This is a genomic window from Cellulomonas telluris, from assembly GCF_004886325.1.
In the GTDB taxonomy this organism is placed as follows: Bacteria; Actinomycetota; Actinomycetes; order Actinomycetales; family Cellulomonadaceae; genus Cellulomonas; species Cellulomonas telluris.
On sequence record NZ_QXFN01000004.1, the window covers coordinates 481723 to 499465 of the forward strand.

General features: G+C 74.8%; 17 protein-coding genes. 1 reads left to right on the top strand and 16 read right to left on the bottom strand.

Going from position 1 to position 17743, the window contains the following annotated elements; translation table 11 throughout:
• Positions 1-5: 5 nt before the first annotated feature.
• The 12 genes from metK to pyrR all read right to left on the bottom strand — a co-directional run bounded on the left by metK (position 6) and on the right by pyrR (position 12889).
• Complete coding sequence (metK, locus tag FB586_RS14425) at positions 6-1205, bottom strand: methionine adenosyltransferase (protein WP_370741089.1); 1200 nt, start codon at positions 1203-1205, stop codon at positions 6-8.
• Complete coding sequence (gene coaBC / locus FB586_RS14430; RefSeq protein WP_136520015.1) at positions 1202-2452, bottom strand: bifunctional phosphopantothenoylcysteine decarboxylase/phosphopantothenate--cysteine ligase CoaBC; 1251 nt, start codon at positions 2450-2452, stop codon at positions 1202-1204. Before coaBC ends, metK begins: the two co-directional genes overlap by 4 nt.
• A gap of 9 nt (positions 2453-2461) precedes the next feature.
• The gene (rpoZ, locus tag FB586_RS14435) at positions 2462-2725 is read right to left on the bottom strand and encodes a DNA-directed RNA polymerase subunit omega (protein WP_136520016.1); all 264 of its coding nucleotides are present in this window, start codon (positions 2723-2725) and stop codon (positions 2462-2464) included.
• Between the two features lie 87 nt (positions 2726-2812).
• The gene (gene gmk / locus FB586_RS14440) at positions 2813-3382 is read right to left on the bottom strand and encodes a guanylate kinase (RefSeq protein WP_136520017.1); all 570 of its coding nucleotides are present in this window, start codon (positions 3380-3382) and stop codon (positions 2813-2815) included.
• A gap of 92 nt (positions 3383-3474) precedes the next feature.
• A complete protein-coding gene (gene mihF, locus FB586_RS14445) occupies positions 3475-3786 on the bottom strand; it encodes an integration host factor, actinobacterial type (protein WP_136520018.1) in 312 nt (103 codons plus the stop codon).
• Positions 3787-3934: 148 nt separating this feature from the next.
• Positions 3935-4804 carry an orotidine-5'-phosphate decarboxylase gene (gene pyrF / locus FB586_RS14450; protein ID WP_281276682.1) on the bottom strand — a complete coding sequence of 290 codons (870 nt, stop codon included), beginning with the start codon at positions 4802-4804 and terminating at the stop codon, positions 3935-3937.
• Positions 4801-8142 carry a carbamoyl-phosphate synthase large subunit gene (gene carB, locus FB586_RS14455; RefSeq protein ID WP_136520019.1) on the bottom strand — a complete coding sequence of 1114 codons (3342 nt, stop codon included), beginning with the start codon at positions 8140-8142 and terminating at the stop codon, positions 4801-4803. The genes pyrF and carB overlap by 4 nt, the downstream gene beginning before the upstream one ends.
• The gene (gene carA, locus FB586_RS14460) at positions 8142-9362 is read right to left on the bottom strand and encodes a glutamine-hydrolyzing carbamoyl-phosphate synthase small subunit (RefSeq protein ID WP_136520020.1); all 1221 of its coding nucleotides are present in this window, start codon (positions 9360-9362) and stop codon (positions 8142-8144) included. Before carA ends, carB begins: the two co-directional genes overlap by 1 nt.
• The gene (locus FB586_RS14465; protein ID WP_136520021.1) at positions 9359-9937 is read right to left on the bottom strand and encodes a PH-like domain-containing protein; all 579 of its coding nucleotides are present in this window, start codon (positions 9935-9937) and stop codon (positions 9359-9361) included. The genes carA and FB586_RS14465 overlap by 4 nt, the downstream gene beginning before the upstream one ends.
• Complete coding sequence (locus tag FB586_RS14470) at positions 9937-11250, bottom strand: dihydroorotase (RefSeq protein WP_136520022.1); 1314 nt, start codon at positions 11248-11250, stop codon at positions 9937-9939. Before FB586_RS14470 ends, FB586_RS14465 begins: the two co-directional genes overlap by 1 nt.
• A complete protein-coding gene (locus FB586_RS14475; protein ID WP_136520023.1) occupies positions 11247-12284 on the bottom strand; it encodes an aspartate carbamoyltransferase catalytic subunit in 1038 nt (345 codons plus the stop codon). The genes FB586_RS14470 and FB586_RS14475 overlap by 4 nt, the downstream gene beginning before the upstream one ends.
• A complete protein-coding gene (pyrR, locus tag FB586_RS14480; protein ID WP_136520024.1) occupies positions 12281-12889 on the bottom strand; it encodes a bifunctional pyr operon transcriptional regulator/uracil phosphoribosyltransferase PyrR in 609 nt (202 codons plus the stop codon). Before pyrR ends, FB586_RS14475 begins: the two co-directional genes overlap by 4 nt.
• Before the next feature lie 132 nt (positions 12890-13021).
• Here pyrR and FB586_RS14485 point away from each other — a divergent pair, with 132 nt between their 5' ends.
• Complete coding sequence (locus FB586_RS14485) at positions 13022-15313, top strand: putative bifunctional diguanylate cyclase/phosphodiesterase (protein ID WP_246036779.1); 2292 nt, start codon at positions 13022-13024, stop codon at positions 15311-15313.
• 95 nt (positions 15314-15408) lie between these two features.
• On the opposite strand, the gene nusB is transcribed toward FB586_RS14485, so the two are convergent.
• The 4 genes from nusB to FB586_RS14505 form a co-directional block, all read right to left on the bottom strand.
• Positions 15409-15825 (bottom strand): transcription antitermination factor NusB, encoded by a 417-nt coding sequence (gene nusB / locus FB586_RS14490; protein ID WP_136520026.1) that lies wholly within the window; start codon positions 15823-15825, stop codon positions 15409-15411.
• Position 15826: 1 nt separating this feature from the next.
• Positions 15827-16390 carry an elongation factor P gene (efp, locus tag FB586_RS14495; protein WP_136520027.1) on the bottom strand — a complete coding sequence of 188 codons (564 nt, stop codon included), beginning with the start codon at positions 16388-16390 and terminating at the stop codon, positions 15827-15829.
• A gap of 220 nt (positions 16391-16610) precedes the next feature.
• Entirely contained in the window at positions 16611-17036 is a 426-nt protein-coding gene (locus tag FB586_RS14500; RefSeq protein ID WP_136520028.1) for a hypothetical protein, read from the bottom strand.
• Positions 17037-17051: 15 nt separating this feature from the next.
• Positions 17052-17642, bottom strand: a complete 591-nt coding sequence (locus FB586_RS14505) for a hypothetical protein (RefSeq protein WP_136520029.1) — start codon at positions 17640-17642, stop codon at positions 17052-17054.
• Between the last annotated feature and the right edge of the window lie 101 nt (positions 17643-17743).

The window sequence follows — 17743 nt, forward strand, 5'->3', positions numbered from 1 at the left end:
GGGCGTCAGCCGACGGCCGACAGCAGGTCGGCGGTGCGGTCCGTGCGCTCCCACGTGAACTCCGGCAGCTCCCGGCCGAAGTGCCCGTACGCGGCCGTGCGCCGGTACACCGGCCGCAGCAGGTCGAGGTCGCGGATGATCGCCGCCGGACGCAGGTCGAAGACCTCGTGGATGGCGGCGGTGAGCCGGTCGACCGGGACGGTGCCGGTGCCGAACGTCTCCACGTACAGCCCCACCGGGTGCGCCTTGCCGATGGCGTACGCCACCTGCACCTCGCAGCGGCGGGCGAGACCGGCCGCGACGACGTTCTTCGCGACCCACCGCATCGCGTACGCCGCGGAGCGGTCGACCTTCGACGGGTCCTTGCCCGAGAACGCGCCGCCGCCGTGCCGGGCCATGCCGCCGTAGGTGTCGACGATGATCTTGCGCCCGGTCAGGCCGGCGTCGCCCTGGGGACCGCCGACGACGAACTGGCCCGTCGGGTTGACCAGCAGCCGGTGCGCCGACACGTCCAGGTCGAGGTCGTCCAGCACCGGGCGGACGACGAGCTCCGCGACGTCCCGCGCGAGCGCGGACTCCTGCACGTCGGGCTCGTGCTGCGTCGACAGCACCACGGTGTCGAGGCTCACGGGGCGGTCGCCCTCGTACCCGACCGTCACCTGCGTCTTGCCGTCGGGGCGCAGGCCGGGCAGGGAGCCGTCCTTGCGCACCGCCGCAAGACGCTCGGCCAGCCGGTGCGCGACCCAGATGGGCAGCGGCAGCAGCGTGGGCGTCTCGTCGCTCGCGTAGCCGAACATCAGGCCCTGGTCCCCCGCGCCCTGCAGGTCCAGCGGGTCCATGTCGGACGCGTCCTCGCGGACCTCGATCGCCTTGTCCACACCGGCGGCGATGTCGGGCGACTGCTGGCCGATGGAGACCGACACGCCGCACGAGTCGCCGTCGAAGCCGATGTGCGAGGAGGTGTACCCGATGCCGCGCACGACCTCGCGCACGATCTGCGGGATCTCGACGTACGCGCTGGTCGTCACCTCGCCGGCCACGTGCACCAGGCCGGTGGTGACCATCGTCTCCACGGCGACGCGCGCCGCCGGGTCCTGCTCGAGGATCGCGTCCAGGATCGCGTCGGAGATCTGGTCGCAGATCTTGTCGGGGTGCCCCTCGGTGACGGATTCCGAGGTGAACAGACGGAGGGGCGTCGACATCATGACGGCAGGGTACCGGCGCCCGCGGCCCCGTCCGCGCGCGCGTCCAGGTGAGCCCGGACGGCGTCCCAGACGGCGTGCGCGACCTCCTGCTTGGGCCCCGCGGCGGTCGCGACGACCTCGCCGTCGCGGTCCAGCACGGTGACCTCGTTCGTCGCGGCGCCGAAGCCGCGGCCGCCACCCACGGCGTTCACCACGAGCAGGTCGGCGCCCTTGCGGCGGGCCTTCGCGCGGCCGTGGTCCAGCACTCCCCCCGCGGCGTCGCCCGTCTCGGCGGCGAAGCCGACGACGGTCTGGCCCGGACGGGGCGGGTCGGTCACGAGCTCGCGCAGGACGTCCACGGTCTCGACCAGCCGCAGCACGGGCGCGTCGCCGGTCTTCTTGAGCTTCGACCCCGCGACGGTCTCCGGGCGGTAGTCGGCGACCGCGGCCGCCATGACCACGACGTCCGCGTCCTTCGCGCCGGAGCGCACCGCGTGCCGCAGCTCCTCCCCCGTCTCGACGGGGACGACCGCCACGTCACCGGCCCCGGCCACCACGTCGGGTGCGACGTTCGCGGCGACGAGCGTCACCTGCGCCCCGCGCTCCGCCGCCGCCCGCGCGAGCGCCGCGCCCTGGCGGCCGGACGAGCGGTTGCCGAGGAAGCGCACCGGGTCGAGCGGTTCGCGCGTGCCGCCCGCGGACACCACGACGCGCACCCCCGTGAGGTCACGGGTCCGGTCGTCGCCGCCGACGAGCGCGAGCGCGGCGGCTGCGATCGCCTCGGGCTCGGGCAGCCGGCCCGGTCCGGTGTCGGCACCGGTGAGGCGGCCCGACGCCGGGTCCAGCACGTGCACGCCGCGGGCGCGGAGCGTCGCCACGTTCGCGACGGTGGCCGGGTGCTCCCACATCTCGGTGTGCATCGCGGGTGCGAGCAGCACCGGGCACCGCGCCGTGAGGAGCGTCGCCGTGAGCAGGTCGTCCGCGTGGCCGCCGGCGGCGCGGGCGAGCAGGTCGGCCGTCGCCGGGGCGACGACGACGAGCTCGGCCTGCTTGCCGATCGCGACGTGCGCCACGCGGTCGACGTCCTCGAACACCTCGGTCGTCACGGGCTGCCCCGAGAGGGCCTCCCAGGTCGCGCGACCCACGAACTCGAGCGCCGCGCGCGTCGGCACGACGCGCACCTCGTGCCCCTGCTCGCGCAGGAGCCGCAGGAGCAGGACCGCCTTGTACGCGGCGATCCCGCCCGCGACGCCGAGGACGATGCGCACGGTGGTGCGTCAGCCCTCGGTGGGCTCGGCCGTGAGCAGGCCCGCGTCGATCTCGCGCATGGCGATCGACAGCGGCTTCTCCTGCGGGCGCGTCTCGACGAGCGGCCCGACGTACTCGAGCAGGCCCTCGTTGAGCTGGGCGTAGTAGGCGTTGATCTGCCGCGCGCGCTTGGCGGAGAAGAGCACGAGCGCGTACTTCGAGTCGGCGCGCTCGAGGAGGCGGTCGATCGGCGGGTCGGTGATGCCGGTGGGGGCGGCGACGGTTCCGGACACGGAGGACTCCCGTCCTGCAGAGGGGTGCTGGCTGGCTGTGCCCCGGCCGCACCGCGTAGCGCGAGGGCGGGCACAGACAGAGCCATGCTACCGGGTCGGCAGCCCCATCAGGCTGACCAGCTCGTCCGTGGCGCGGTGCACGTCGTCGTTGACGACGACGTGGTCGAACTCCGGCTCGGCCGCGAGCTCCACGCGGGCCGACGCGAGGCGTCGCTCCCGCTCCTCCTCGTCCTCGGTGCCGCGCCCCACGAGGCGCCGGACGAGCTCGTCCCAGGACGGCGGTGCGAGGAACACGAAGCGCGCGTCCGGCATGGACGCCCGCACCTGCCGGGCGCCCTGCAGGTCGATCTCCAGCAGCGCGGGCGCACCGGCCGCGAGCCGCTCCTCGACGGGCCCGCGCGGCGTGCCGTACCGGTTGCGGCCGTGCACGACCGCCCACTCCAGCAGCTCGCCGCGCTCCACCATCTCGTCGAAGCGCTCGGGCGACACGAAGTGGTAGTGGACACCGTCCACCTCGCCGGGCCGGGGGGCCCGCGTCGTCATCGACACCGAGAGCCACACCTCGGGGTAGCGGGTGCGGATGTCGGCCGACACGGTGCCCTTCCCCACGGCGGTCGGTCCGGCGAGCACGGTCAGCCGTGCCGGCTGCGTCGTCATGGGGTCGGGTGCCTCTTCTCGTGCGGTGGTGCGGCGCGGGCGCGCCACGGCGCCCGTCCCGGGAGCGGGGCGGGCGCCGGACTGCGGGCTGCTCAGCCGAAGCGGTCGACGAGCGCCTTGACCTGGTGCGGCCCGAGGCCGCGGACCCGGCGCGTCTCCGAGATACCGATCTCGGACATGATCGCGCGGGCCTTGACCTTGCCGACGCCCGGCAGCGACTCCAGCAGGGCGGCGACCTTCAGCTTGCCGATCGTCTCGTCCTTCTGGCCCTGCTCGATCACCTCGGACAGGGAGCCCTGCGAGTACTTCAGCCGGTTCTTCACCTCGGCACGCGCCTGTCGCGCCGCGGCGGCCTTCTCGAGCGCGGCGGCTCGTTGTTCGGGAGTCAGCGGAGGGAGAGCCACGCGCGTCACCTTCTCGTCACTGGGCCGGTGATCCTCGTCGCCGGAGCGTGGGATCGATGCATCGAACCTAGCGACGCGGATGCGTGTCGGCAACGCGGCACGGGACGCGTGTCGCGCCCCGACCTGCACGGACGGTGCACCGGCCGGCTCACCGCAGGGCGGCGGCGGCCTCGGCGGCGGCACGTCCCGCGGCGTCGCGCAGGGCCAGCGGGTCAGGGCCGGCGGCCAGGACCGCGCGCGACGAGGACGCCAGGACCTGCCGGCGTGCCGGGCCGAACACCCGGGCGAGCTCGGCGGCACCGGCGCCCTGGGCGCCGACACCGGGCGCGAGCAGCGGTCCGTTGACCCGCGTCAGGTCCACACCGGCACGCTCCGCCGCGTCCCCCACGGTGGCGCCCACGACCAGCCCCACGGAGCCCAGCGGCCGCTCCCCCGCGTTGAGCGCCGCGGCACGCGCCGCCATGGTCGCCGCGACCGTGGGACCGTCCTCCGTGCGGGCGTGCTGCACCTCGTGACCCTCCTTGTTGGAGGTGAGGCACAGGACGAACAGGCCACGGCCGGTGGCGTGCGCGAGGTCCACCGCGGGGTCGAGCGAGCCGAACCCCAGGTACGGGGACACCGTGAGCGCGTCCCCGGCGAGGGGCGAGCCGTCGCGCAGGAACGCCTCCGCGTAGGCGCCCATCGTCGAGCCGATGTCGCCGCGCTTCGCGTCGACCACGACGAGGGTGCCGGTCTCCCGCCCCGCGGCGACGACCTCCTCGAGCACGGCGACCCCGGCGGAGCCGTGCCGCTCGAAGAACGCGGCCTGCGGCTTCACCGCGGCCACGCGGCCCGCCAGGGCGTCGAGGACCGTCAGCGCGAACGTGCGCAGGCCGCCGGCGTCGTCGGCCAGTCCCCAGTCCGCCAGCAGGGTCGCGTGCGGGTCGATGCCCACGCACAGCGGACCGTGCTCGTCCATCGCGGCGGCGAGGCGCGCCCCGAAGGGCGCGCCCGCGCCGCCGCCGGTGCCGACCGTCACGCCGCTCCCCCGGCCGCCGCCCCGGTGAGCGCGCGGCGCCGCGCGCGGGCGGCCTCCTCGTGCTCCTGCAGGCTCGTGACCCGGAACGGGCCCGACCGGGCCGCGTCGATCGCCTGCACGGCCGCGCCGAGCTGCTGGACCGTCGTGATGATCGCCTTGTCGGCGGCCGTCGTGGCGGCGCGGATCTCGTAGCCGTCCGCACGTGCGCCCTGGCCGGACGGCGTGTTCACGACCATGTCGACCTCGCCGGCGGTGATGAGGTCGACGATCGTCGGCTCGCCCGACGGCCCGCGGCCCGCCGAGTGCTTGCGCACCACGCGCGACGCGATGCCCGAGCGGCGCAGCACGGCGGCCGTGCCCTCGGTGGCGAGCACCTCGAAGCCGAGCTCCTGCAGACGCTTGACCTCGAGCACGATCGACCGCTTGTCCCGGTCCGCGACGGAGATGAACACCGTGCCGGACTGCGGCAGGCCGCCGAAGGACGCCTCCTGCGACTTCGCGAACGCGGTCGGGAAGTCGACGTCGAAGCCCATGACCTCGCCGGTCGAGCGCATCTCCGGCCCGAGCACCGTGTCGACCACCGTGCCGTCGGCGGTGCGGAACCGCTTGAACGGCAGCACCGCCTCCTTGACGGCGATGGGCGCGTCGAGGTCGAGCGTCCCCGCGTCGACGTCGGGCAGGACGCCGTCGGCGCGCAGCTGCGCGATCGAGTGGCCGGCCATGACCAGCGCCGCCGCCTTGGCGAGCGAGACGCCCGTGGCCTTCGACACGAACGGCGCCGTGCGGGAGGCGCGGGGGTTCGCCTCGAGGACGTAGAGCACGTCGGAGACGAGCGCGAACTGGATGTTGAGCAGCCCGCGCACGCCGACACCCCGCGCGATGGCCTCGGTCGACGTGCGGATCCGCTCGAGCTCGGCGGCGGACAGCGTGATCGGCGGCAGCGCGCACGCCGAGTCGCCGGAGTGGATGCCCGCCTCCTCGATGTGCTCCATGACCCCGCCGAGGAACAGCTCGGTGCCGTCGTAGAGCGCGTCGACGTCGATCTCGATCGCGTCGTCGAGGAACCGGTCGATGAGCAGCGGCGGCAGCGAGGCGCGCGTGCCCGCCGCCTCGGCGAGCGCCCGCTCGACGTACTCGGTGAGCTGCGCCTCGTCGTAGACGATCTCCATGCCGCGGCCGCCGAGCACGTACGAGGGGCGCACGAGCACCGGGAACCCGATGCGGCGGGCGGTCTCGCGCGCGCCGTCGAGCGTCGTGGCGGTGCCGAACGCGGGGGCCGGCAGCCCGGCCGCCTCGAGCACGCGGCCGAACTCGCCACGGTCCTCGGCCGCGTCGATCGCCTCCGGCGGGGTGCCCAGGATCGGCAGGCCCGCGTCGGCGAGGCGCTGCGCGAGCGAGAGCGGCGTCTGACCGCCGAGGGTGACGATGAGGCCGGCGACGGGACCCGCCGCGAGCTCGGCCTCGTAGACCTCGAGGACGTCCTCGAACGTCAGCGGCTCGAAGTACAGGCGGTCGGAGGTGTCGTAGTCCGTCGAGACGGTCTCCGGGTTGCAGTTGACCATGACGGTCTCGTACTCGCCCTTGAGCGCCAGCGCGGCGTGCACGCAGGAGTAGTCGAACTCGATGCCCTGGCCGATGCGGTTCGGGCCCGAGCCGAGGATGAGGATCGCGGGACGCTCGCGCGGCGCGACCTCCGTCTCCTCGTCGTAGGACGAGTAGTGGTACGGGGTGCGGGCCGCGAACTCCGCGGCGCACGTGTCGACCGTCTTGTAGACCGGCCGCACGCCCAGCGCCCACCGGGTGCGGCGCACGGCGTCCTCGCTGGTCTGGCGCAGGCTCGCCACCTGCGTGTCGGAGAGGCCGTGCCGCTTGGCGTGCGCGAGGACCTCGCGGGTCAGCGCCGGTGCGGCCGCCGTCTCCGCCGCGACCTCGTTCATGAGCTGCACCTGGTCGAGGAACCACGGGTCGATGCCGGTGCGCGCGTAGACCTCGTCCACCGCCACGCCGGCCCGCAGCACCTGCTGCACGTCGATGAGGCGGTGCTCGGTCGGCCGCGAGATCGACGCGACGAGCCGGTCCAGCTCCTCGCCCGACGCCGGCTCGCCGTCCCAGTGGAACGTCGAGCCCTTCTTGTCGATCGAGCGCATCGCCTTGCCGAGCGCCTCGGTGAAGTTGCGGCCCATCGCCATGGCCTCGCCGACGGACTTCATGGTCGTCGTCAGCGTATCGTCCGCCGCCGGGAACTTCTCGAACGCGAACCGCGGCACCTTGACGACGACGTAGTCCAGCGTCGGCTCGAACGACGCCGGCGTCGAGCCGGTGATGTCGTTGGGGATCTCGTCGAGGGTGTAGCCGACAGCGAGCTTCGCCGCGATCTTCGCGATCGGGAAGCCCGTCGCCTTCGACGCCAGCGCCGACGACCGCGACACGCGCGGGTTCATCTCGATGACGATGATGCGGCCCGTGTCCGGGTGCACCGCGAACTGGATGTTGCAGCCGCCGGTGTCGACGCCGACCTCGCGGATCACCGCGATGCCGATGTCGCGCAGCCGCTGGTACTCGCGGTCGGTCAGCGTCAGCGCCGGGGCGACCGTCACCGAGTCGCCGGTGTGCACGCCGACCGGGTCCACGTTCTCGATCGAGCAGACGACCACGACGTTGTCGTGCTTGTCGCGCATGAGCTCGAGCTCGTACTCCTTCCAGCCGAGGATCGACTCCTCCAGGAGCACCTCGGTGGTCGGGGAGTAGTGCAGGCCCTGGCCGACGATCCGGCGCAGGTCCGCCTCGTCGTACGCCATGCCCGAGCCCAGACCGCCCATGGTGAACGACGGCCGCACGACCATCGGGTACCCGAGGTCCTCGGCGGCGACGAGCGCCTCGTCGACGGTGTGCACGATCGCCGAGCGCGCGGACTCGCCGCCCGCGACCGCGACGACGTCCTTGAACTGCTGGCGGTCCTCGCCCTTCTGGATCGCGGGGATGTTCGCGCCGATGAGCTCGACGCCGTACTCCTCGAGCACGCCCGCCTCGTCCAGCGCGATGGCCGCGTTGAGGGCGGTCTGGCCGCCCAGCGTCGGCAGGATCGCGTCGGGCCGCTCCTTGGCGATGATCGAGGTGAGGACCTCGGTGGTGATCGGCTCGACGTAGGTGGCGTCGGCGAACTCCGGGTCGGTCATGATCGTGGCCGGGTTGGAGTTCACGAGGACGACCCGCAGGCCCTCCTCCTTGAGCACCCGGCACGCCTGCGTCCCGGAGTAGTCGAACTCGGCGGCCTGACCGATGACGATCGGGCCGGAGCCGATGACGAGGACGCTGTGCAGGTCGTCGCGGCGGGGCATCAGGCGGCGCCCTTCTGGGAGTCGTGGAGGCCCGCGTCGTCGGCGGTGCCCTCGGGGTGACGGGTCATGAGGTCGACGAAGCGGTCGAAGAGGTAGGCCGCGTCGTGCGGGCCGGCCGCCGCCTCCGGGTGGTACTGGACCGAGAACGCGGGCAGGTCGAGCGCCTCGAGGCCCTCGACCACGTCGTCGTTGAGGTCGACGTGCGAGACGCGGACGCGCCCGTACCGGCCGCCGTCGAACGGGGCGACGGTCTCGGCGTCGAGCGGTGCGTCGACCGCGAAGCCGTGGTTGTGCGCCGTGATCTCGACCTTGCCGGTCGTGCGGTCCATGACCGGCTGGTTCACGCCGCGGTGCCCGTACTGGAGCTTGTAGGTGCCGAACCCGAGGGCGCGGCCGAACAGCTGGTTGCCGTAGCAGATCCCGAAGAACGGGATGCGGCGGTCGAGCACGCCGCGCAGCAGGTCGATCTCGTGCCGGGCCGCGGACGGGTCGCCGGGGCCGTTCGAGAAGAAGACGCCGTCGGGGCCGACCGCGAGGACCTCGGAGATCGACGAGGTCGCGGGCAGCACGTGCACCTCGACGCCGCGCTCGGCCAGGCGCTGCGGGGTCATCGACTTGATGCCGAGGTCGACCGCCGCGACGCGAGCCACGGGTGCCTCCAGCGGCGTGCCGTCGGGGCCGAGCGCCGGCACCACGTACGCGGCGTCGACGCTGACCTCGCCGGCCAGGTCCGCACCGGCCATGGCGGGCGCGGACCGCACCTCGTCGAGCAGCTCGTCGACGGGGCGGCGGTCGCCCTGGCCGTCCACGAGCGCGTCGCCGGAGAACACGCCCGCCCGCATGACGCCGCGCTCGCGCAGGTGCCGCGTGAGGGCGCGGGTGTCGAGGCCGCTGATGCCGACGACGCCCTGCTCGGCGAGCTCGTCGTCGAGGGTGCGGCGCGAGCGCCAGCTCGACGGGCGGCGGGCGGGGTCGCGCACGACGAACCCGGCGACCCAGATGCGGCGCGACTCGGGGTCCTCGTCGTTCACGCCCGTGTTGCCGATGTGCGGCGCGGTCATCACGACGATCTGCCGGTGGTACGACGGGTCCGTCAGGGTCTCCTGGTAGCCCGTCATGCCCGTGTTGAAGACGATCTCGCCGAGCGTCCGGCCGGTCGCGCCGTAGGCCCGTCCGGTGAACGTGCGGCCGTCCTCGAGGACGAGGATCGCGTCGCTCATGCCTGCTCCTCCTGCGGTCGGGGCGCGCTGTCGGGGACGGCGCTGTCGTGGTCGGCGCCGTCGCGGTGGCCACCGGGCCGGACGAGGGAGCGCGCCGCGGCGAGCAGCGGCTCCTTGTCGGCGTCGTGGCGCATGCGCAGCGCGGTGTCGAGGGCGGTGCCGGTGGCCGGGTCGGGCACCCACGTGAGGACGACGAGCCCTTCGGGCCCGACGAACTTGCCGGCCTGGCCCCGCGTGGTGCCGACCCCCGTGAGGCGGTCGGCGGGGACCCAGAGGTCACGTGCTCCTGGGCGGCGGAGCAGCACGCCGGCGTCGTGCACGCTCACGACCGCCGGGCTGCGGTCGCCGAGCCCGTGGGCGGCGACGCGGTCGAGCCAGTCGCCCGCGCGGGTCGAGGACACGTAGACCGCCTCGGCGGGCTCGGTCCTGGCCGGGCCGGCGTCGGCGGGCACGTCGGGGAGCGTCGGCACCAGCAGGGCGGTGCGGCGGGTCCGGTTCCGCCAGCCGGCCCGCATGCCCCACAGCGCCAGGACGAGCAGCGCCAGCAGCAGGGCCACCGAGAGCCACGTCGGCATCAGGCACCCACCCCGGCGCCCGCGTCGACGAGCACGCCGTCGAGCACCGTGGGCCGACCGCGCAGGAACGTCGCGACGACGGCCCCGGGCAGCTCCGTGCCGGCGAACGGCGAGTTCACGCTCGCGGTCGCCTGCCGCTCGGGCACGACCGTGCGCCGGGCGGAGGGGTCGACCAGCGTGAGGTTCGCGGGCTCACCCACGGCGACCGGCCGACCCTGCCCCGCGACACGCCCGATCGCGGCGGGCGTGTGCGACAGCACGCGGGCGACGTCCGCCCAGGTGAGCCGGCCCGTGTCCACCATCGTGGCCTGCACGACGGACAGCGCGGTCTCCAGGCCGGTCATCCCGAAGGCCGCGGCCGCCCACTCGCAGTCCTTGTCCTCGCGCGTGTGCGGCGCGTGGTCGGTCGCGACGACGTCGATCGTGCCGTCCTCGAGGCCGGCGCGGACCGCCTCGACGTCCTCCGCGGTGCGCAGCGGCGGGTTGACCTTGAAGCGCGGGTCGTAGCCGCGCGCCGACTCGTCGGTGAGCACGAGGTGGTGGGGCGTGACCTCCGCGGTCACCGCGATCCCGCGCGCCTTGGCCCAGCGGACGATCTCGACCGACCCGGCCGTCGACAGGTGGCAGACGTGCAGCCGCGAGCCGACGTGCTCCGCGAGCAGCACGTCGCGGGCGATGATCGCCTCCTCGGCGACCGCGGGCCAGCCCGTCAGCCCCAGCTCGGCCGACACCACGCCCTCGTGCATCTGCGCGCCCTCGGTGAGGCGGGGCTCCTGGGCGTGCTGCGCGATGACCCCGTCGAACGCCTTGACGTACTCCAGCGCCCGGCGCATGAGGACCGGGTCGTCCACGCACTTCCCGTCGTCGGAGAACACCCGCACCGCCGCGGCCGACCGGGCCATGGCCTGCAGCTCGGCGAGGCGCTCCCCCGCCAGGCCGACCGTCACGGCGCCGACCGGGCGCACCTCGGCCCAGCCGGCGTCGCGCCCGAGGCGCCACACCTGCTCGACGACGCCCGCGGTGTCCTGGACCGGCGAGGTGTTCGCCATGGCGTGCACGGCGGTGAAGCCCCCCGCCGCCGCGGCCCGCGTGCCCGACGCGACGGTCTCGGCGTCCTCGCGGCCCGGCTCGCGCAGGTGGGTGTGCAGGTCGACCAGGCCGGGCAGGAGCACGAGGCCGTCGCCGTCGACGACCGTCGCGCCGTCCGCCGTCGCGTCCGCGCCGAGGGCCGTGACGACCCCGTCCTCGACGCGCACGTCCGTGCGGTCGCCGCCCAGGGGCGCCACGCCCCGCAGCAGGTAGGTCGTGCTCACGCGTGCACCCTCGTTCCGTCCGTGCGCACGCCCGTGCGCGCCTCCATGTCCTCCGCGTCCGCCCCGGGGCGCTGGTCGCCGCCCGCGAGCAGCAGGTACAGCACCGCCATGCGGACCGCCACGCCGTTCGCCACCTGCTCGACGATCACCGCGCGGGGCGAGTCCGCCGCGTCCGCCGAGATCTCCAGGCCCCGGTTCATGGGCCCGGGGTGCAGGACGACCGCGTGCTCCGGCAGCACCGCGAGCCGGCGCCCGTCGAGCCCGTACGCGCGGGTGTACTCGAGCGGGCTCGGGAAGTACCCGCCGCCCGCGCTCGACATCCGCTCGCGCTGGACCCGCAGCATCATGACCGCGTCCGGGCCGGTCGCGAGGGTCTCGTCCAGGTCGTAGGACACGTCCGCGGTCCACGTGCCGGCGCCGACCGGCACGAGCGTGGGCGGTGCGACGAGCGTCACGCGCGCACCGAGCGTGTGCAGCAGCTGCACGTTGGAGCGCGCGACGCGGCTGTGCAGCACGTCGCCCACGATCGCGACGTGCGCGCCGGCGAGGTCGCGGCCCGTGACGTCCGCCCGGCCGCCGTCGCCGACGAGGTGCCGGCGCAGCGTGAACGCGTCGAGCAGCGCCTGCGTCGGGTGCTGGTGCATGCCGTCGCCCGCGTTCACGACCGCGCCGTGCGTCCAGCCCGCGTGCGCGAGCGTGTGCGGGGCGCCCGACGCGTGGTGGCGGATCACCACCGCGTCCGCCCCCATCGCCTGCAGCGTCAGCGCGGTGTCCTTGAGCGACTCCCCCTTCGAGACGCTCGACCCCTTCGCGGAGAAGTTGATGACGTCCGCCGAGAGGCGCTTCGCGGCGGTCTCGAACGAGATCCGGGTGCGCGTGGAGTCCTCGAAGAAGAGGTTCACCACGGTGCGGCCGCGCAGCGTCGGCAGCTTCTTGATCTCCCGGGCCTGCGTCGCGGCCATCTGGGCGGCGGTGTCGAGGACGAGCACCGCCTCGTCGCGGGTCAGGTCGCCCGCGGAGAGCAGGTGCCTCATCGTCCGGTCCCCCTCGCACCCTCGATGAGGACGGCGTCGCGGCCGTCCGTCTCCTGCAGGAGCACGCGCACGCGCTCGCTCGCCGCCGTCGGCAGGTTCTTGCCGACGTAGTCCGCCCGGATCGGCAGCTCGCGGTGGCCGCGGTCCACCAGGACCGCCAGCTGCACCGCGCGCGGCCGCCCGAGGTCGCTGATCGCGTCGAGCGCGGCCCGGATCGTGCGCCCCGAGAACAGGACGTCGTCGACGAGGACCACCACCCGGCCGTCCAGGCCCCCGGACGGCAGGCGGGTCGTGCCGATCGGGCGGATCGGCTGCCGCGCGAGGTCGTCGCGGTGCATCGTCACGTCGAGGCTGCCGACGAGGTCGCCGGCGTCGACGCCCTCGACGTGCGCGAGACGCGCGGCCAGGCGCTCGGCCAGCGGCAGACCCCGGGTCGGGATGCCCAGCAGGACGACGTCCTCGACGCCCTTGTTGCGCTCCACGACCTCGTGCGCGATGCGGGTGAGTGCGCGGCCGATGTCCGCCGCGCCGAGGACCTCGGTCCCCGTGCCGTCCGGGACGGCATCGGTGCGCCCGGACGCGGGCGCGGGTGTGCCAGTGCTCATGCGTGCGCTCCTTCCCCGCCTCACGGGACGGGCTTAAAGGGGGTGGCGGTGCCACCTTACCCGCCCCGCCGCCGGGGGGACGTCACCCGGATGCCGTTCAACACCACGTCACGGACGACCGATGGACACCTCGTGCCCCCCGACGTGCCCCTGTGGACCACCGTCCTGCAGCTCCTCGCCGCCGGGCTCGTCGGCGGGTTCTGCGTGCTCCAGTGGGTGTGGTGGCGCGGCGCCCACCGCTCGGACGGGCCCCGGTGGGCGGTGGCGCTCTCGGCCGCCGTGGCGCTCACGCTGCTCGCCGCCGGCGTGCGCGACGTCACCGCGCCGGAGGCGGCGCGCGGGGCCCTGGCCTTCCTGCACGCCCAGCTCGTGGCCGCCGTCGTGCTGCTCTGCCTGCCCGCGACGAAGGCGTTCGGGGGCCGAGGTCCGCGCCTGACGCCGTGGGTCGTCGTCACCGCGGCCGTGCTCGCGGTCCGTGCCCTGCTCTGGGTCCCGGCGGCGGACGCCGCGGAGCGCGGGGACCCGTCGGGCCGGCACGTCGTCTCCGGCCTGCTGTTCCTCGCGCTCGCCGTCACCGTCGGGTACGTCGTCGCGGCCCTCGGCGCAGCCCGCATCACCCGGGTGGGCTGGCTCCTCGCCGCGGCGGCCGGTCTCTCGCTCGTCCTGCTCACCGTCGGGCTCCTGCTGTCCGACGTGGCGCACGCCGCCGCGTTCGGCGCGCTGTGGCCGATCCCGCTCGCGGTCGGGCTGGAGTCCCTCGCCCTGGTGCGGCTCCTGCGCTGGCAGCAGACGGCGCGGCGCCGCGAGCTCATGCGTGACGCGCTGGCCGGCGTGACCAACGCCGCCTGGTTCAGCCGGGACGCGGACGCGCTGCTCGAGCAGGCGTGCGAGGCCGCGCGCGCCGTGCTCGACGACCCGAGCATCGAGGGGTCGCTGCGCCCGCTGCAGCGCGACCGCTTCGTCGCCGAGCTGTTCCCCGCCGACCCGGACGGGCTCGCCCCGCACGAGCGGACGTTCCTCATCGACCTGGCGGTGGTCGTGGCGTCGGCGGCCGAGCGGTACGCCCTGACCGACCGCCTGTCGCGCGCGGCCGAGACCGACGCGCTCACGGGCCTGCCCAACCGCCGCGCCGCCGACCGCTACCTGCTCGCGACGCTCGAGCGGGCGGCCGTCGAGCGCACGCGCGTGTCCGTCCTCTACTGCGACATCGACGGCTTCAAGGACGTCAACGACCGGGAGGGGCACGCCGCGGGCGACGAGCTCCTGCGACGCACCGCCGACTACCTGCGCACCTGGAGCGACAGCGAGACGTACGTGGCTCGGCTGGCCGGCGACGAGTTCGCGGTGGTCGTCTCGCGCGCCCCCGACGACGCCGACCTGGCGGACCTCGCCCGGCGCCTGCGCGCGGGCTTCGACACGCGTGTCGGCAGCCCGGCGGGGCCCCACCTCACGTGCGGCGTCGCGACCTGGAACCCGGAGGAGGTCCTCGACGCGGACGCGCTGCTCCGGCACGCGGACGACGCCATGCTCGAGGCGAAGCGCGCGCGCAGCGGGCACCGCGTCTTCGACTCGGCCCTGCGCGCGCAGGCCGAGGACTCGCGCCGGCTGCGGGCGGCGCTCGAGCGAGCGGTGCACGAGGACCGGATCACGGCCTGGTTCCAGCCGATCGTCGACACGCACACGCTCGAGGTCGTCGGGCTCGAGGCGCTCGCCCGCTGGCAGGAGGGCGACAAGGTCGTGCTGCCCGAGCACTGGCTCGCCGTCGCGGAGCAGACGGGCCTCGTCGTGCCGATCGGCCACGCGATGTTCCGCCAGGCGCGGCGTGCCCTGGACCGCCACCAGATGCCGGTCGCGGTCAACCTCTCCGCGCGCGAGCTGCACGAGCACGACGTGCTCGAGCGGATCGACGAGGCGTGGGGCGGCGGCCTGTGGGAGCACCTCACGGTCGAGATCACCGAGAGCACGATGCTGCGCACCACCACCGCCGTCCCGGTGCTGTCCGAGCTGCGCGCCCGGGGCGCCCGGATCGCGCTGGACGACTTCGGGACCGGGTTCAGCTCGCTGGCCCGGCTGGCGCGGCTGCCCGTGGACGTCCTCAAGATCGACCGGTCCTTCGTGCGCGAGGTCCGCACCCCCCGGGGTGCCGGTCCGGTGCGCGCCATCGTCGCCCTCGCGGAGCACCACGGCCTCGACGTCGTCGCCGAGGGCGTGGAGTCGGCCGGCGACCTGCAGGTCCTGGTCGACCTCGGTGTGCGGCACGCGCAGGGGATGTTCGTGGGGCGCCCGGCTCCCGGCCTGCCGGTGCGCGGCGCGCGGCCCACACCGCGCTCGGACCTGCCCCGCCGCCCGCGCAGCCGGACGGTCCCGCGGCCCCTGCGGGTCGTGGGCGGGACGTCCGACGTGTCGTCGCCCGACATGCTCTGAGGGCGCCCCCGCCCGTCCCCCGGTCACCGGCCCTGCACGACGACGCGGGCGGCGCGACCGTGGTGGTCGCACCGCCCGCGCCGGTGCTCGGCGGCTCAGGCGAGCAGCGTCGGCTTCTGCTCGACGATGCGGCCCAGCAGGCCGTTGACGAAGGACGGCGACTCGTCCGTGGAGAGCTCGCGTGCCAGGTTGACGGCCTCGTCGACCGCGACGGCGTCCGGCACGTCGTCGTTCCAGAGGATCTCCCACGTGCCGATGCGCAGCAGCGCGCGGTCGACGGCCGGCATGCGCGCGATCGTCCAGCCGTGCGCGTGCGTCGCGAGCACCTCGTCGATCCGCTCGAGGTGCGCCAGCACGCCCTCGACCACGTCGACGCTGTACTGCGGCAGCGCGGTCTCGGCGCCCGGCTCGACGACGCGCCGTGCGAGGAGCTCGCCGACGGCGACGCCGCGCTGGTCCGCCTCGAACAGCACGTCGAGCGCGCGCTTGCGCGCCTTGGTCCGGGCGCCCACGTCAGTCGTTCACGCGGCCGAGGTACGACCCGTCGCGCGTGTCCACCTTGACCTTCGTGTTGGCCTCGAGGAACAGCGGCACCTGGATCTCGTAGCCGGTCTCGAGGGTCGCGGGCTTCGTGCCGGCGGACGAGCGGTCGCCCTGCAGGCCCGGCTCGGTGTACGTGACCTCGAGGACCACCGACGGCGGGAGCTCGACGTAGAGCGGGACGCCCTCGTTCGTGGCGACGAGCGCGGTCTGCGACTCGAGCATGAAGTTCGCGGCCGTGCCGACCGTCGCGGCGGGGACGTGCAGCTGGTCGTAGGTGTCCGTGTCCATGAACACGAAGTCGTCGCCGTCCTTGTACAGGTACTGCATGTCGCGCTTGTCGACGTTCGCCGTCTCGACCTTCACGCCGGCGTTGAACGTGCGGTCGACGACCTTGCCGGACAGCACGTTCTTCAGCTTGGTGCGGACGAACGCGCCACCCTTGCCGGGCTTGACGTGCTGGAACTCGATGACGGTCCACAGCTGGCCGTCGATGCGCAGCACGGTGCCGTTCTTCAGGTCGTTGGTGGTCGCCACGAGCGTCGTTCTCCCAGTCGGTGGTCGGCGTGCGCGCCGGGTCCGGCGCGTGCGGCGCGCGTGCGCCGGTCGTCCGCGGCGGCGGGTCCTGCCCGGCGCGTCGCTCCCCCGGGGAACCAGGGGCTGCGCACCGACGGGACGACCACCCTGCCGCGGGCCGTCGTCCATCGTACCGGGTCGCGGCCCGCCCGCCCTGCCGGACCGCCAGCGGGGCGGCGGCTCAGGTGAGGATCTGGCGGGCGACGAAGCCCACGAGGGACGCCCAGACCAGCGACGCGAGCGTGCCGATGACGAACCGCTCGGAGGCGCCGGGGTTCTCGCGCAGCTCGGCGTACCGCCCCAGTCCCTTGACGGCGACGACGACCGCCGCGCCCTCGGGCATCCCGGCGAGGACGGCCGCGGTCACGCCGAGGCGCTCGAGCAGGCCGATCCAGGTGCCGCCGCGGAGCACCCGGCGGGCGCCCGGGCCCTCGGGCCCGTCGCTGAGCGTGAGCGGACCGGCCTCCACCTGGGCCGTGGGGACGTCGCGGCCGGCGTCAGCGGAACGCGACGCGAGGTCGAGGACGAGGCGCGTGGCGTACCAGCCGCCGCCGGTCGACACGGCGAGGGCCGTGACCCAGACGAGGGCCTCCAGGGCGGGGTGCACGCGACGACCCTGGCCTCAGCCCTGCGCGGCCGTCAACAGGCGCGCCGCGACGGGCCGCACCGCCTGGTCCTCGGCCCACAGCGCGGCACGCAGCCGCTGGCTCACGGCCTGCTGCGTGACGCCCAGGCCCTGCGCGACGACGTCCTGCCCGGCTCCCGCCCGCACGGCGTCGACCGCCTCCCACCCGCCGGGCGTGCGGCGCACGAGGACGGCCCCGAGCAGGGTGAGCACGGCCTCGGCGTCGGCGGCCGCGACGACGTCGACGCCGCGCACCGCCAGCGGGACCGAGCGCTGCCGGCTCTTCGCGGCCTCGACGGCGGCTCGGGCGAGCACGAACGCCTCCCCGGACGCGGCGCGCGGGGACGCCGGCAGCGGCTCGACGACCGGCCCCGCCCCGACGCCGACGCTCCAGCCGCCGAGCCGCACGAGGTCGAGGACGAGCTCTACCACCGCGTCGGCGTCGGCGAGCACGCCCTGCACCTCGTCACCGACCGTCCGCTCGAACCCGCGCACGAGCCCCGGGCGGTCGGCGAGCCGCTCGAGCAGCTCGGGGACGCGGTCGGTCCCGCGGCGGCTGCCGCGCTGGTCGACGGTGAGCACGAACACGGAACAAGCCTGCCCCCTTGTCGGGCACCGCACAAGGCCTGAACCTTCACACCCCGGCGCTCAGACCGCTTCCAGAGGGCACACACGGCCCCGATCGATCG